This window comes from Glutamicibacter sp., assembly GCF_050701915.1.
Classification (GTDB): domain Bacteria; phylum Actinomycetota; class Actinomycetes; order Actinomycetales; family Micrococcaceae; genus Glutamicibacter.
Window position 1 is genome coordinate 1 of record NZ_JBOGEG010000053.1, and the last position, 15535, is coordinate 15535.

Consider the following 15535-nt stretch of genomic DNA (forward strand, 5'->3'; position numbering starts at 1 on the left):
CAGCAAAGTGCGCCATGTCCACGAACAGGTACGCGCCAACCTTGTCAGCGATTTCGCGGAAGCGCTTGAAGTCCAGCTGGCGAGGGTACGCCGACCAGCCTGCAACGATCATCTTCGGCTGGTGCTCCACAGCAAGGCGTTCCACCTCATCCATATCCACTTCGTAGGTCTGCTCGTCTACACCGTAAGGAACGATGTTGAACAAGCGGCCCGAGAAGTTCAGCTTCATGCCGTGGGTCAGGTGGCCACCGTGGTTCAGATTCAGGCCGAGCACGGTATCGCCTGGGCGAACCAGTGCGTGGTACACCGACGCATTGGCCTGCGCACCGGAATGCGGCTGGACGTTGGCGAACTTCGCCCCGAACAGGTCCTTGAGGCGCTCGATAGCCAACGTCTCGATGACATCGACCTCTTCGCAACCGCCGTAGTAGCGGCGGCCCGGATAGCCCTCGGCATACTTGTTGGTCAACACCGAACCCTGCGCCTGCATAATTGCCTGCGCAGTGTGGTTCTCCGAAGCGATCATTTCCAAGCCGCGCTGCTGGCGGGCCAACTCAGCGTCAATACGCTGCGCGACCTCCGGGTCCAGCGAAGCCAGCGACTGAGTCAACGATGCAGCGGCAACGGATTCAAAAGTCTGGTTGCTCATTACTCGACGTTTCCACCGTTCGCGCTTGCGTAGTCTGCTGCCGAGAGCAGCGGGCCCTCTTCGGCGACCTCAACGGTGAACAGCCAGCCGGCACCGTATGGGTCTTCGTTCAGGATGGCTGGGTTGTCCACGGCGTCGTCGTTGATGGCAACGACGGTGCCGGTCACTGGCGAGTACAGGTCGGAAACCGACTTGGTGGACTCGACTTCGCCGCAGGTCTCGCCTGCGGTAACGGCGTCGCCGACCTCTGGCAGGTCAACGTAGACCACGTCGCCCAGGGCGTCAGCGGCAACCTGGGTGATGCCGATCTTTGCTGGGGACGATGCATCGATCCACTCGTGCTCGGCCGAGTAGCGCAATGACGAAAGAACTTTACTCACGGTATTTCCTCTCCCAAGGGAATTAGCGGGCGATTAGCTTAGCCCTACTGATGTTTAACGTTACTTGGCTCGGGTGTAGAACGGCAGTTCGACTACGACAAAAGGCAAAGTCTTACCACGGAGATCTACCTCCAGCTCGGTTCCCACTTCACCGAATTCGGCGTCGACGTAGCCCAGTGCAACCGGGTAGCCCAGGGTTGGCGAAGGCTGGCCGGAGGTGATTTCACCAATGGCCGCGCCATCCTTGACGATGGCGTAGCCACCGCGGCCAGCACGCTTGCCCAGGCCCTTGAGGCCCACGAGCTTGCGTGGCGGGGTCGTTGCGCGCAGCGCTTCCAGCGCTTCGCGGCCCACGAAGTCCTCTTCCTTCTTGAAGGAGACCACTGGGCCGAATCCCGCATCAAACGGGGTGCGTTCCAGGGACAGCTCGTTGCCGTACAGCGGCATGCCGGCTTCAAGGCGCAGCGAGTCGCGGGCGGCCAGGCCGCAAGGAACCAGCTCGTGGTCCTTGCCTGCTTCAACGGTCTTCTCCCAGAGGGCAGCCGCATCCCCGTTTTCGATGATCAGCTCGAAGCCGTCCTCACCGGTGTAGCCGGTGCGGGCCAGCAGCACGTTGATGCCGCCGAGCACGAGCTTCACAGCTGCGTAATACTTCAGCTCGGTAACGGCCTGGACGGTTGCCTCGTCGGCAGCCAGCTTGCTGACAATCGCCTCGGCATTCGGTCCCTGGACTGCGATCAGCGACTGGCGGCCCGAAGCGTCGTCCACGACGACGTCGAAGTCCGCAGCGCGGGCAGCCAGCTCGGCGGCAACCACCGGGGCGTTGCCGGCGTTGGGCACAACCAGGAACTTTTCCTCTTCCAGGCGGTAGACGATCAAGTCGTCGATGATCTTGCCCTCGGCGTTCAGGATCAGCGAGTACTTTGCCTTGCCGATCTTCATGATGCTCAGGTTGCCCGCCAGCGCGGTGTTCAGCGCCTTGCCGGCCTCCGGGCCGCTCAGGTAGACCTCGCCCATGTGGGACAGGTCGAACAGGCCAGCGGTGCAGCGCACGGCCTTGTGCTCAGCCAATTCCGAGCCGTACTTCAGCGGCATGTCCCAGCCGCCGAAGTCGGTGAAGTTGGCGCCAAGGGCTTCGTGCTGGGCGTGCAGTGCGGTGTGCTTGAGTGCTTGGGTAGTCTCAGTCATCTCTAACTCTTCCTTAGTCTTCGAAGGCTTCGGGAGCCGGGCAGGAGCAGATCAGGTTGCGGTCGCCGCCGGCGCCGTCGATGCGGCCCACGGTTGGGAAGTACTTGTCGAACTTCAGGGTCGATACCGGGAAGGCAGCCTGCTCGACCGAGTACTTGCGGTCCCAATTGCTGTTGACCACAGCGGAGACCGTGTGCGGAGCGTTGCGCAATGGGGATTCTTCGATGCTGTAGGCACCGGAGAGGACCTCGTCCATTTCCTGGCGGATGGTGATCATCGCTTCGATGAAGCGCTCGATCTCGCCCAGGTCCTCGGATTCGGTTGGCTCCACCATCAGGGTGCCTGCCACAGGGAAGGACAGGGTCGGCGCGTGGAAACCGAAGTCGATCAGGCGCTTGGCCACGTCCTCGGCGGTGACCCCGGTCTTGGCGGTCAGTTCACGCAGGTCCAGGATGCACTCGTGGGCGACCAGGTCCTTGTTGCCGGTGAACAGAACCGGGAAGTGCTCGTTCAGGCGCTTGGCAATGTAGTTCGCGTTCAAGATCGCGTGCTTGGTGGCTTCGGTCAACCCGTCCCCGCCCATCATCGCGATGTAGGCCCACGAGATTGGCAGGACGCCGGCCGAACCGAAAGCGGTAGCCACAACCGGCACGCCGTCACGCTCGGAGTAGGTGCCCGAAGCATCGCCTGGCAGGAATGGCAGCAGGTGCTCGCCAACGCCGATTGGGCCAACGCCCGGGCCGCCACCGCCGTGCGGGATGCAGAAGGTCTTGTGCAGGTTCAGGTGCGACACGTCGCCACCGAACTTGCCTGGCTGGGCCAGGCCAACCATGGCGTTCATGTTCGCGCCATCGATGTACACCTGACCGCCCGCGGCGTGGACCTTGTCGCAGACCTCGCGCACATCGGCGTCGTAGACGCCGTGGGTGGATGGGTAGGTGATCATGATGGCTGCCAGGACGTCCTTGTTGGCCTCGATCTTGGCATCCAGGTCGTTCGCGTCGATGGTGCCATCGGCTGCGGTCTTCACGACCACCACGCGCATGCCGGCCAGCACTGCCGAAGCGGCGTTGGTGCCGTGGGCCGAGGCCGGAATCAGGCACAGGTCGCGCTGGCCTTCGCCGCGCGAGCGGTGGTAGTCCGAGATGGCCAGCAGGCCTGCGTACTCGCCCTGCGAGCCAGCGTTCGGCTGGATCGAAACGCCGGCGTAGCCGGTGATTGCGGTCAGGCGGCCTTCCAGATCGGTGATCAGCTCGCGCCAGCCCTCGGTCTGCGCTGCAGGTGCGTATGGGTGGATCGAGGCGAATTCAGGCCAGGTGATGGATTCCATCTCGGCGGCCGAGTTCAGCTTCATGGTGCACGAACCCAGCGGGATCATGGTGCGGTCCAGGGCCAGGTCGCGGTCCGAAAGCCGGCGCAGGTAGCGCATCATCTGGGTCTCGGAGGAGATGGTGTTGAAGATCGGGTGGGTCATGAAGTCGCTGGTGCGCACCTGGCCGGCCGGGATCTCGAAGCCTTCCGGAGCTGAGAGCTGCACGCCGAAGACCTCAAGCAGGGTCTTGACTACGCCCGAGGTGGTGGCCTCGTCGGTGGAGATGCCCACCTGGGTATCGCCGACCTTGCGCAGGTTGATGCCTGCCTCGATGGCCTTGGCAATGATGGCATCGGCGTTTTCGACGTTCACCACAACGGTGTCGAAGAAGGAGTCCGAAGCCAGGGTGTAGCCGCCGGAAACCAGCGAGCTGGCGATGACCCGGGCGTGGTTGTTGGCGCGCGAGGCGATCTGCTTCAGGCCGGCTGGGCCGTGGTAGACGGCGTACATCGAAGCGCAGATGGCCAGCAGGGCCTGTGCGGTGCAGATGTTGGAGGTGGCCTTTTCGCGGCGGATGTGCTGCTCGCGGGTCTGCAGTGCCAAGCGGTAGGCAGGGACTCCGGCGTCATCCACCGAAACGCCCACCAGGCGTCCTGGCATGGAGCGGGTCAGGCCATCGGCAACAGCCATGTAGGCGGCGTGCGGTCCGCCGAAGAACAGCGGCACGCCGAATCGCTGGGTGTTGCCCACGGCGATATCGGCACCCTGCTCGCCCGGAGGGGTGATCATGGTCAGGGCCAGCAGGTCGGCAATCACGGTAACCATGGCGCCGGATTCCTTGGCGGCGGCGATGATCGATGCGTGGTCTGCGATCGATCCGTCGTTGCCTGGCTGCTGCAGGACGATGCCGGAGATGTCGCCCTCTGGCAGGCCTGCGGAAAGGTCGGCAACCTCGACTTCGAAGCCCAGCGCGTCAGCGCGGCCCTGCACGACCTTCAGGGTCTGCGGGAAGATGTTGGAGTCCAGGACGGTCTTGCCCTTGGACTTCTTCTTGTTGGCGCGGCGCATCATCAGCACGGCTTCGGCGGCAGCCGAGGATTCGTCCAGCAGCGATGCGTTGGCGATCGGCAGGCCGGTCAGGTCCATGACCATGGTCTGGAAGTTCAGCAGGGCTTCGAGGCGGCCCTGGGAGATTTCTGGCTGGTACGGGGTGTAAGCGGTGTACCAGGCTGGGTTTTCCACGATGTTGCGGCGGATCACAGCTGGGGTGATGGTGTCGTAGAAGCCCTGGCCGATCATCTGGGTCTTCATGACGTTCTTCGAGGCAAGCGCACGCAGGTGGGCTAGGGCTTCGGTTTCGCTCAGGGCATCGGGGATATCCAGTGCGGAGTCCTGGCGGATGTCTGCCGGAACGGCGGTGTCGATCAGTGCTTCCAGGCTGTCGTAGCCCAGAGTCTGAAGCATGGTGGTTACGTCGGAAGGACGTGGGCCGATATGGCGTGAGACGAATTCAGTATTCGCTGGTGCCGAAGTCTGCGTGATGGTCATGGTGCTGGTATCTCCATGGGATCTGTCTTGGCGCATGCCAAAGGAAGGTCTTTTTACCTCCCCATCCCTGTTGCATAACCTGAGAGTTTTACGCATCCAGCAAACCAAGCCGGGCACTTGCACCTTCGGTGAACCGGAACGGGCCGGTTTCTTTCCAGAGTTGCCTCATGATGGCGGTACGGGTGCCTGAGAGTTTCCTGGGGAGGAATTGCTCCTACGGCGCCCGTCCATGGTGTGAACGGGACTCTCCCGCCATCCGTCTATGGCGTGTGCTGCCGGTCGGAGACCTGCAGCACACCACCATGTTACCTGCCCCGCTCCCAAGGTCAAACAGGAGCGGGGCCAGGATAGGTCATAAATGCGTTCAGTTTGCGTCGGCAGTTAAACGGATGTAATCGGGATATTTCGCTGACAAGGAATCGCCCGAAGATGTACCGGTGATCCGGCGCTTGACCCACGGAGCCAAATGCTCTCGGGCCCAGCCCAGTTCCTGCTTCAGCTTTTCACCGCGCGAGTTCACGGCCAGTGCTGGCAACGACGGCTGCTGGATCTTGGAAGACCAGTTTGCCTCGGTGATCCGATGGGTGCCGAGCACGTCCAGGACCTTCGCGGCCATCAGCGTGTGGCCCAGCTCGTTCATGTGCAGCCGATCCACCGCCCAGTAGCGCAGATCGGAGAATTCACGCCACCGCCAGTAATCGGCGATCACCGCGCCGTACTCGTCCGCGATTTCGCGAACCTTCTCGTTGTAGATGGCCGTGCGCGGACGGGTCTTGGAGAACAGCGGCGATTCTACGGTGTCGAAACCGGTGAACAGCACGACCGCGCTTCCGGCGTCGGCAAAGCGCCGCACCATGCCTTCATAGCCGCGCATCAGCGCATCCAGGTCAGCCTTGGGACGCAGGATGTCATTGCCGCCGGCATAGATGGTGACCAGGTCCGGAGCCAGCGCAAGCGCCTGATCCAGTTGCTGGTTGATCACCTGCCCGATCTTCTTGCCGCGCACCGCCAGGTTGGCGTATTCCCAGTCGCCTTCGGCGCAGAGCACCTCGGATACCCGGTCTGCCCAGCCGCGCACCTGGTTAGGGCGGGTCGGATCCACATCGCCAACGCCTTCGGTGAACGAGTCACCTAGTGCCACATACTTCTTCACTTCACTCCTGTTTCGTTCCATGCCCGGCGGGCCGGCTACGCGTTGCTGCCGGCAGCCTGGGCCGACATGTTCTTCTGCATGATCAGCTGGCGCGCCAACTGGCTGAGCTTCACTCCGGTGGAGATTTCCTTGACGCCTTCATTGCGCGAAGGGATGAAGCCGAAGCCCAGCTGGTGGGCTGGATCGGCGAAGGCCAGCGATGAGTTCGCACCGTCGTGGCCGTAGGCGAAGATCGATCCGTAGTTGTTGCGCGCGGTGGCCTTCATGAACCCCAGGGCGAAGGCCTGCAGCAGCCCATTGGTCCGGTCATGGCCGTAGACCAGTTCGGTGGAAACCTGGGACCAGGTCTCGGCGGTGAGGAATCCGCGGGTGGCTCCCAGTGCTGGAACGGCGCCGAAAGAGGCGGCATAGATTGCGGCCAGGCCTTGGGCATTGGCGACCGCTCCCATGGACGCCGGGCCCAGTTCGCGCACCTGCGGCGCGTTGGCAAGTTCGTGCCAGTTGTAGACCGGGCCATCTTCCAGCGCGAAACCGGATGCCGAATTCACGGCTAGTCCGGCCGGAGAAAACGGGTCGAAGAATTCCGGTGCGGCCTCAGCGCCCGGCAATACATCGCGGTAGCGCGATTCCAGCGCGGGTCCCTGGCCGATGAAGGCCTCGGCTCCCAGCGGCTTGCGGATGCGCTCCTCGAATACGTCCTTGAGTTCCTTGCCGGTGACCCGGCGTACCAGTTCTTCCATGAGCACGCCCATGGTGATCGCGTGGTAGCCGACAATGTTCTGGCCCAGCGGCCAGACGCTTGGCATGGAAGCCAGCACCTTGGCGTATTCGGCGGAGTTCAAGAGGATCTCGCTTGGCACGCCCCCGGGCACGCCCAGCACGCCGGCCTGGTGGCTGAGCACCTCCCCGACGGTGAGCTGGGATTTCCCGTTGTCGCCGAATTCTGGCCAGTAGGTGGCCATTGGCGCGTTGGGGGCAATCAGCCCATCTTGCACCAGCAGTGCCACGACCAGTGCGCTCAGGCCCTTGGTGCAGGAGAAGACACAGGTCAGCGCATCACCAGAGAGGTGATCGCCGACGCTGTGGCTGAGCACCAATTCGCCGCGGTGGTACACGGCCAGCTGTGCCGAATAGCTGTCTTCCTCAGCGGCTCGCGCCTCTAGTGCTTCTGCCAGGGGCGCGAAATCTTCAGTGATCACCGATTGCATCTAAATCCTTAAAGTGCTTGTCTCTCATCAACTAACCCTAACCGCATTGATCCCATTTCTGGATGGTTCCACACGCTGATCCGTCTCCAAGCATATAGGTATGTCAGCTCACACCTTCGGGGAGTTTAAGCCACTAATCGACGTATCGATACCGCTCATCCCGGAGGTCTGTGAGCCAGCCCTGAAGCCGGTTTGCCCGCTTCATGCGCTGACCCTAAAGTTGTAATGTTTGCCTACAAAATTGAAGGAGATGATCTCGATCGCATGACTGTGAACAGTGACACGGCCGTTACCCACGGCAAAGAAACAGAACTCCACAGGGTGATTGGCCCGAAGCTGCTGCTATTCCTCATCATGGGCGATATCATCGGCGCTGGCATTTTTGCCATCACCGGCAAGGTTGCCGGCCAGGTGGGTGGAGCCGCGTGGCTGCCGTTCCTGATCGCTTTCACGATCGCGACGCTCACCGCCTTCAGCTACCTCGAACTAGTTACCAAATACCCGCACGCAGCGGGTGCCGCCTTGTACATCCACAAGGCCTTCGGCATCCACTTCGTCACGTTCCTGGTGGCCTTTACCGTTGCCTGCTCGGGTATTACCAGTGCCGCCACTTCAGCCACCCTGGTGGGGCGCAACCTCCTGATTGGCATCGGCCAGTTTGTCGAGGGCGTTCCCAACACCCCCGAAGCGGGCATGTGGGCGGCTATTGCGGTCATCGTGATCCTTGCGGTCATCAACTTCCGCGGCGTAGGCGAAAGCGTGAAGTTCAACCTCGTTCTGACCATAGTTTCGCTGGCTATCATGGCCGCGATCATTGGCATCGGCTTCGCCGTTATCGCCTCGGGCCACGGTGACATTTCCCGCCTCGTGGTCTTCGAGACCCCGAGCGACCGCAGCGTCTTCGCTGCCGTGACCATGGGTACTGCCATTGCGTTCTTCGCAATGGTGGGCTTCGAGGACTCGGTGAACCTGGTTGAGGAAACCAAGAACCCCAAGAAGACCTTCCCGAAGATCATGCTCATCGGCTTGGGCATCTGCGCATTCATCTACATGCTGGTGGCCGTCACCGTCATCATGGTGATCCCAACCGGCGACCTGCTGAACCCGAAGAACCCTGATGCCGGCATCCTGCTGGACGTTGTGCGCATCGGCCTGCCGAACCTGCCAGTTGACGCGATCTTCCCGTTCTTGACTGTCTTCGCTGTGGTTAACACCGCGCTGATGAACATGCTGATGGCTAGCCGGCTGCTCTACGGCATGGCCCGCCAAGGCGTGCTGCCGCAGTTCTTGGGCAAGGTGCATTCGACCCGGCGCTCGCCATGGGTTGCGATCCTGTTCAGCACCGGGCTGGCCATTGCGCTGGTGGTCTACGTGAACCTGAACAACGGCAACAGCATCGTCGGCTCGCTGGGCGGCACTACCGCACTGCTGCTGCTGTGCGTGTTCGCCGTAGTCAACATTGCCCTGCTGGTGCTGCGCCGCGACAAGCCAGAAGCTGGTGCGTTCCGCGCTCCGACGATCATCCCGATCCTCGGCGTGTTCTTCTGCCTGTTCCTTGCCGGCCCATGGGCCCGTTCGCGCGAGGACTGGGTCCAGTACGAGATTGCCGGGCTCCTGCTGGTTATCGGCGTTCTGCTGTGGGCAGTGACCTGGTTGGTCAACCGGATCAACTACAAGAAGGGCGTCATCGAAACCCGCCCGGGAGAGTACTGATCCATAGCTGTTAAGGCAGTGATGCCCGCCAATTTTGGCGGGCATCACTGCTTTAAGCGCGTTTTCTATGCGGTCTGCTCGATGGTTTCTTGGCGGAAACGAAGCTTCAGGCCGCGTTCGGTGCTCTGCCACCACGAAGTAACAACGAGCACCGGGCCGCCTGCAGGCTTCATGCGATATGCGAGCAGCACCATCTGCGCATCCACTTCTCGGGCCGCAAGGACCTGCACCGCACCGGTGCTTGGCAGATTCGCCCCGGATTCCAGCATGGTTCGGACCGTGGCCACGTCCAGCAGGCCGCCATAGCGGGTCACTTCCTGGTAGCCAGGATGCAGGAAGTCGTTGAGTTCAGCGAAACTGGTGCGGATCTGCGGGTCAAGGAAACCTTGTTCCAGCTCGTAGACGGTGGCCGCGATGTCCACGCCAGGTTCCGGTGCGGCAACGGTTTGCCCAGCGGGTACCTGCACTGCATCCTCATCAGCTGGAGCACTGGAAACCGCTGGGCCGCCGGCGGCAGTGTAGCCCGGTCCCGCCTCTACGGCAGTCCCCTGCTGGTGCGCGGTGGCAGCTGCGCGCGCGTGGTCGTCAGCGGCTTCATTCAGCTCGTGGCCGGCATGGCCCTTGACCCATTCAAAGGTGTATTTGCGCCCGGCAATGGCCCGGTCAAGTTCCTTGAGGATGTCCTGGTTCAGCACCGGTTTGCCGTCGGCCTTTTTCCAGCCCTTTTTCTTCCACCCCGGCATCCACTTGCTGATGCAGTTGATCGCATACTGCGAATCGCACAGGATTTTCAGTTCTTCTTCTGGCAGGTGCTCGGTGGCTCGGAAGAGTTCGAGCACCGCTTGGAGCTCCCCCATGTTGTTGGTTCCGTGGTCCCAACCGCCAGCGGCCCAGTTCTCCTGGTCCACGTACCAGGCCCAACCTGCTGGTCCGGGGTTTCCTAGGGCTGATCCATCCGCAGCTGCAATGATCGTCATGGTTTAATCCTGCCACGTTGATGCCTGCCCAACACTCCATGCATCGGGCCATGTCGCCAGCTAATGCTTGCAAAGTGAATCACAGCTTCCACCCGGATCCATGCCTAGGATTGGGACGTGAAGAAAATTCTGCCTGTATTGGCCACCCTGGTCCTTGTTCTATCCGCATGTGCTGGTCCCTCGATCGATGAGCTGCGCGAGCAGGATCCCCAGGGCCATACGGCGTGCGTGCACTTTGGCGGGGGCTTGGTTGACCCCGAGGGTATCGGCGCAACGAATATGAAGAAAGCCGCCGATCATGGCGCGAAGGCGTCCACCGAGCAGATCAGCACTGCAGTAGCCACCGATGAATCCGGCGATCCCAAGATCACTGACCTAGCCGCTTTCCAGGAGGCTTGCGAGGGGCAAGGCTTCGACTTCGAATAGAGCAGATCGACCCAGGACGCCATCCAAGTGGTGGTGTCCTGAGCCGATATGCCATGGGTTCCTGGCGCGCTTAGGCAGGATAGAGCGGGTTGTGCCCTGCCTGGACTCGCTCTTCGGCCCGGACTTCGCCCGGTGCCGTGCCGTTCAGGAACGGACCGTTCTCGGCGAGCACTTCTCGGCCCGGCGCTTCGAGCCAGTTCGCCAGGTCCGGCCCCTTGGGGATGATCCGGGTCGGGTTGATGTCCTCATGAACCACGTAGTAGTGCGCCTTGATTTGCTCGAAGTCGATGGTGTCGCCAAAACCAGGGGTCTGGAACAAATCCCGCGCATAACCCCAGAGGTTAGGCATGTCGATGAGCTTGTTGCGGTTGGTCTTGAAGTGGCCATGGTAGACCGGGTCGAATCGCACCAGGGTGGTGAACAGCCGAACGTCGGCCTCGGTGATGTAGTCGCCCATCAGGAAGCGGCGGGTGGACAGCCGGTCTTCGAGATAGTCCAAGGTGGTGAATAACCGGTCGTAGGCATCGTTGTAGGCCTGCTGGTCCCCCGCGAACCCGGCACGGTAGACGCCGTTGTTCACTTCGGTGAAAATCCGCTTGATCAACGGGAGCATCTCATCGAGCTGGTCATGCGCAATGAGGTCCGGGGCCCCTGCACGGTGGAATTCCTTCCACTGCGTGGACATGTCCCAGGTGATCTGCGGGTAGTCGTTGGTGACGACGGCGCCGGTGGGGATATCGACGATTGCCGGCACGGTGATGCCGCGAGGGTAGTCGGCAAAGCGCTTGAAGTAGTTCTCCTGAACCCGCTCGGTGCCCAGGACCGGGTCCTTGCCCTCCGGTTCCAAGTCGAAGGTCCAGCTGCGTGCATCATGGGTTGGCCCGGGCAGCCCGATCGACAGCGCGTCTTCCAAGCCAAGCAGCCGGCGGACAATCAGGGTGCGGTTGGCCCATGGGCAAGCCCGTGCGGCCACCAGGTGGTAGCGGCCCGCTTCCACCGGCCAAAGCTGAGCTCCTTCGGAAAGCCCTGCGCTGGGATGCCCGATCTTGCTGTGGCTCTCACCCTCGCCATAGTGCTCGGCGCTGGCATCAGCGACAATGCGGTCCTGGATGTAGTTGGTGTCCCGGGTGAATTCTGCGCCGGTGACGTAGGCGCCCTTGGTCGAATATTCCTCGCTCATCGCATTCCTTCCAAAGAATTTTGAAGTCCCGTGCATAAACCATTCATGTCGAGACTATGGCAGTTGGGCAGGTAAGGAAATGGCGCGGTGCCCTTTTCCGGTTTACCGCCATTTTCGAGCCAACCTAGGCGTTGACCGAGGCGCTTTCGCGCACGGTTTCCATGGCCTTGCTCCAGGCGAGAACCTGTTCAAGCATCGGCTGCACGCTGGTGGCCGAGCGTTCGGTCGGTGCGAATGCCGAGAAGTCCTCGAAGTCGGTGAATAGCGAGAACATGCCGGTCTTCTGCACGTGCGCGATCTGCAGTTCCGAGAGGATGCCACGCAGGTGCTCCACGGCGCGCGAGCCCATGGCGGAGCCGTATCCAACCATGCCGGCAGCCTTGTTGTTCAGTTCTGCGTTCAGGTAGCTCAGTGCGTTGGCCAATGCAGGCTGTACAGAGTGGTTGTACTCGCCAACAATGAAAATGTATCCATCGAATTCGCTCATCTTGGCGGCAAAAGCCTTGGTGTGGTCATTCTGGTAGTTCTGGTAGGCGGCCGGGAACGGCTCGTCGAGAATCGGCAGGTTGAAATCCACGATGTCCACCAGCTCGTAGTCGGCACCGCCCAATTCCCGGGCCTTGTCCAGCACCCATTGGGCGACGCCCTGGTTAACGCGTCCTGGACGGGTGGAACCGGTAACGATAGCGATCTTCGACAAGTTGCTCTCCTTGGAATTCTCCGGCCAACAATTTAGTTGACACGTCATCTTCTCTTGCTAAATCCCACTATACAGGAGATGATTGATGCGTCAACAATATTTTCGTATTCCCCGACGGGGACAAAATGGTTAGGAAAGAGAATGAAGAGCGAAGAGACCCGCTGGCTCACCGATAGCGAGCAGGACCTCTGGCGAACCATACGCGAGTTCCTCTGGCAGTTCCCTAGCGGCATGGATCGCCAACTGCTGCGCGATTCGAATATGCTGTCCGGGGAATACTCGGTGCTGGCCGTGCTGTCGGAAGCAACCGAACCAAGCCTACGCCCGGCTGACGTGGCGACCGCATTGCGCTGGGATCGCTCGCGCCTCTCCCACCTGCTGCGCCGCATGGAGGCCAAGGGCCTGATCAGCCGCTGTTCAGATGAGACCGACCGCCGTGGACACCAGATTGCGCTCACCACCCAGGGGCGCAAGACCATCGAGGAAGCCGCACCGAGCCACGTGAGCTTTGTGTGTGAAACCATCTTCGATTCCCTGAGCCCGTCCGAACGCGCGGCGTTGGAATCGGCGCTGCCAAAGATCCTGGCCTCGTTGGAGAAGCAGGGACTGAAAGATGGCGAGTGCTAGCTGGCCCTTGCGGCCAGCTCGCTCTTGGCTACCAGCTGGGCGAATTGCCCGCCAAGCTGAACCAGCTCGTCGAAAGTTCCCGCTTCGGCAATCCGGCCAGCATCTAGCACCACGATGCGGTCCGCTCGCAGCACGGTGCTCAACCGGTGCGCGATCAGCAGGGTGGTTCGCCCCGTCGCAAGCTCGTCCAGCGCCCGCTGCACCAAGGCTTCGGTGACCGTATCCAGGGCGCTGGTAGCCTCATCGAGAACCAAGACCTTCGGCTTGCGCAGCATGGTGCGGGCAATGGCCAGGCGCTGCTGCTCGCCACCGGAGAATCGGTGCCCACGCTGTCCCACCTGGGTTTCCAGGCCCTGCGGCAGGCTGCGGACCAACTGTGCAATCTGCGCGGCTTCCAGGGCCTGCCAAAGCTCTTCTTCCGAGGCCTGCGGCGCTGCCCACAGGAGGTTCTCCCGAATCGAGGCATGCAGCAGGTAGCTTTCCTGGGCGACGACGGAGACCGCCTGCGCGATGCCTTCAGGATCGAATTCCTTCAGGTCAATGCCATCGAGCAATACCTGGCCCTCGGTGGGGTCAAGCAGCCGGGGCAGTAAGGACCCAAGGGTGGATTTGCCCGAACCGGTGGCACCGACTACCGCGGTCATGGTTCCTGCTTCCAGGTTCAGGTCCAGCTGCTCCAAGGTGGAGCGGTTCGCTTCGGGGTAGCGGAAGCTGACATTGCGCAGTTGCACTTCGCCTCGCAGTTTCGCCGGTTCTACCGCTCGCGGCCGCTGCGCTACCGGCAGCGCTTGGTCCGTATCCAGGTATTCGAAGACGCGGCTGAACAAGGCCATGGCCGAAACCCACTGGACCGAAATCTGCATCATGCCCATGACCGGACGGAAGATTCCGGCCTGCAACCCGGTAAAGGCCACCAAGGTGCCGATGCTCATTCCCTGCCCGGTGACGGGCAGGCCCGCCACGATGTACAGCACCGCAGGGATGGCCGCGAAAATAATGCTCATGGTGGCCATGCGCCAACGCCCGGCCAAGGCACTTTTCATTTCCAGGTCTATGAGCTTGTGGCTGGAGTCGCCGAAGGCCGCCGCATCAGCGGCTCCCGTGCCCATGACCTTGGCCAGGCGGACCCCCGAGATGCTCAGGCGCTCGTCGATCAGCGAGGCGAGGTTCGACATCTCGCGCTGGCGCTTGCCTGTCACGGCGCGGCGCAGTTTCGCAGTTTGCTTGGCAAGCAGCACTGCCGGAGGCAAAACGACTAGTGAGATCAGGCTCAGTTTCCAAGAAATCGCCACCATCGCGCAGGCGGTGGCAACAACCGTGGTCAGGTTCGAGGCGATGCTCGTGGCCGAATTGGTAATCACCGACTGCATCTGCCCCACGTCGTTGACCAAACGCGACTGCACATCCCCGGAGCGCGAGTTCGTGAAGAATCCCAAGGATTGCTTCTGCAGGTGGGTGAAGAGCCCGGTCCGCAACCCATGCATGACGCGTTGGCCCATCAAGGTTGCCCGCCACGTCTGGATGACTTCCAGAATCGCGGTGGCCAATGAGATCAGCACCAATCCCCCGGCACCCAATAGCAGCAAGCGGACGTTGCTGTTGGGAATAGCGTCATCAATGAGTTCGCGGACGATGAATGGCTGGGCCAAGCCGATGATCGAAGATGCCACGATCAGCAGCATGACGGCAATCACCGATCCTAGATGGGGCCGGAAGAGCGCCGCGATGCGCGCCAGGGACACCGGATGCTCGGTGAGCCATTGCTTGTCCTGGGCAGCATTCCTGGACCGAGCTTGCCCGCCACCGCCCGGATGAGGCCCCGGCATTCCCATTGCGCTCATGGGCTCCCCCTTTACCTTTGGATTTCTTAAGTCCAGAATAACAGAGGGAACCTCACTATGTGGTTGCATCTTGAAATTGTTCCCAGAAACACACTATCCTGAAGACATGCAGAACGACGAGTCCACGCCTGACTTGGCAGATCTTTTCCTCCACGCTTCACGCATGCTTCGCGGCAGGTGGCGAGATAGCTTGATTCCCCTGGGCATCACGCCGCACCAATCGAGGGTGCTGACCCTTTTGTCCCGCGCCGATGAGATCGGCCTGCGCAACTCGCAGCTCGCAGAGCAGCTGCACATCGCCGCCCGCTCGACCACAGAGGTAGTCGACCAGCTGGAGGCCAAGGAGCTTGTCGTGCGCACCCCCGATCCGGCCGATCGCCGCGCCACATTGATTGCGCTCAGCGCCACGGGCCGCGCCCAGCTGGGCGAGCTCGCCGAGCTGCGCCGTTCAAGCATGGACGGCTACTTCGACAAGCTCGGCGACGAGGACCGCGCGGAGCTCACCCGGCTGCTGGCGATCCTGGACCGCGAGAACCCGCGGCCGGTGCGCGGCGCTTGCAAGCACCCTGCGAAAGAAAACTAGCTGCTGCCTGGCCGATAGAACCCGAGGCCCCGGCACTGCGTGCCGGGGCC

Annotated in this window: 14 protein-coding genes and 1 riboswitch; of the genes, 4 read left to right on the forward strand and 10 right to left on the reverse strand. The window is 61.8% G+C overall.

Translation table 11 applies throughout. The features are described 5' to 3' along the window. From ACRDT3_RS18190 to ACRDT3_RS18215, 6 genes are all read right to left on the reverse strand, one after another. Positions 1-649 (reverse strand): aminotransferase class I/II-fold pyridoxal phosphate-dependent enzyme (locus ACRDT3_RS18190; RefSeq protein WP_431494330.1); only part of this gene is annotated, 649 nt, incomplete at its 3' end. Continuing rightward, positions 649-1029, reverse strand: a complete 381-nt coding sequence (gcvH, locus tag ACRDT3_RS18195) for a glycine cleavage system protein GcvH (protein WP_431494331.1) — start codon at positions 1027-1029, stop codon at positions 649-651. The genes gcvH and ACRDT3_RS18190, both read right to left, overlap by 1 nt. A gap of 60 nt (positions 1030-1089) precedes the next feature. Further along, positions 1090-2217 carry a glycine cleavage system aminomethyltransferase GcvT gene (gene gcvT, locus ACRDT3_RS18200; protein WP_431494332.1) on the reverse strand — a complete coding sequence of 376 codons (1128 nt, stop codon included), beginning with the start codon at positions 2215-2217 and terminating at the stop codon, positions 1090-1092. Positions 2218-2230: 13 nt separating this feature from the next. Continuing rightward, entirely contained in the window at positions 2231-5077 is a 2847-nt protein-coding gene (gene gcvP, locus ACRDT3_RS18205; RefSeq protein ID WP_431494333.1) for an aminomethyl-transferring glycine dehydrogenase, read from the reverse strand. 164 nt (positions 5078-5241) lie between these two features. Next, positions 5242-5339: riboswitch (glycine riboswitch) on the reverse strand. 102 nt (positions 5340-5441) lie between these two features. Continuing rightward, entirely contained in the window at positions 5442-6218 is a 777-nt protein-coding gene (locus ACRDT3_RS18210; protein WP_431494343.1) for an SGNH/GDSL hydrolase family protein, read from the reverse strand. Between the two features lie 47 nt (positions 6219-6265). Next, on the reverse strand, positions 6266-7429 hold the full coding sequence (locus tag ACRDT3_RS18215; RefSeq protein ID WP_431494334.1) for a serine hydrolase domain-containing protein: 1164 nt from the start codon (positions 7427-7429) through the stop codon (positions 6266-6268). Between the two features lie 273 nt (positions 7430-7702). On the opposite strand from ACRDT3_RS18215, the gene ACRDT3_RS18220 reads away from it, so the two are divergent. Beyond that, positions 7703-9151 carry an APC family permease gene (locus ACRDT3_RS18220; RefSeq protein ID WP_431494335.1) on the forward strand — a complete coding sequence of 483 codons (1449 nt, stop codon included), beginning with the start codon at positions 7703-7705 and terminating at the stop codon, positions 9149-9151. 65 nt (positions 9152-9216) lie between these two features. On the opposite strand, the gene ACRDT3_RS18225 is transcribed toward ACRDT3_RS18220, so the two are convergent. Further along, the gene (locus ACRDT3_RS18225; RefSeq protein ID WP_431494336.1) at positions 9217-10128 is read right to left on the reverse strand and encodes an RNase H family protein; all 912 of its coding nucleotides are present in this window, start codon (positions 10126-10128) and stop codon (positions 9217-9219) included. 117 nt (positions 10129-10245) lie between these two features. Between ACRDT3_RS18225 and ACRDT3_RS18230 the strand changes: the two genes are divergently transcribed. Then, the gene (locus tag ACRDT3_RS18230) at positions 10246-10554 is read left to right on the forward strand and encodes a hypothetical protein (RefSeq protein WP_431494337.1); all 309 of its coding nucleotides are present in this window, start codon (positions 10246-10248) and stop codon (positions 10552-10554) included. Positions 10555-10624: 70 nt separating this feature from the next. On the opposite strand, the gene ACRDT3_RS18235 is transcribed toward ACRDT3_RS18230, so the two are convergent. Beyond that, positions 10625-11734: a glutathione S-transferase C-terminal domain-containing protein gene (locus ACRDT3_RS18235; protein WP_431494338.1), complete on the reverse strand. Its 1110-nt coding sequence runs from the start codon at positions 11732-11734 to the stop codon at positions 10625-10627. Between the two features lie 124 nt (positions 11735-11858). Beyond that, the gene (locus ACRDT3_RS18240) at positions 11859-12434 is read right to left on the reverse strand and encodes an NADPH-dependent FMN reductase (RefSeq protein ID WP_431494339.1); all 576 of its coding nucleotides are present in this window, start codon (positions 12432-12434) and stop codon (positions 11859-11861) included. Positions 12435-12575: 141 nt separating this feature from the next. Here ACRDT3_RS18240 and ACRDT3_RS18245 point away from each other — a divergent pair, with 141 nt between their 5' ends. Further along, positions 12576-13061: a MarR family winged helix-turn-helix transcriptional regulator gene (locus ACRDT3_RS18245; protein WP_431494340.1), complete on the forward strand. Its 486-nt coding sequence runs from the start codon at positions 12576-12578 to the stop codon at positions 13059-13061. Here the strand turns inward: ACRDT3_RS18245 and ACRDT3_RS18250 are convergent. Next, on the reverse strand, positions 13058-14902 hold the full coding sequence (locus ACRDT3_RS18250; RefSeq protein ID WP_431494341.1) for an ABC transporter ATP-binding protein: 1845 nt from the start codon (positions 14900-14902) through the stop codon (positions 13058-13060). The genes ACRDT3_RS18245 and ACRDT3_RS18250 overlap by 4 nt on opposite strands. Positions 14903-14972: 70 nt before the next feature. On the opposite strand from ACRDT3_RS18250, the gene ACRDT3_RS18255 reads away from it, so the two are divergent. Next, on the forward strand, positions 14973-15485 hold the full coding sequence (locus ACRDT3_RS18255; RefSeq protein WP_431494342.1) for a MarR family winged helix-turn-helix transcriptional regulator: 513 nt from the start codon (positions 14973-14975) through the stop codon (positions 15483-15485). The last annotated feature ends 50 nt before the right edge of the window (positions 15486-15535 follow it).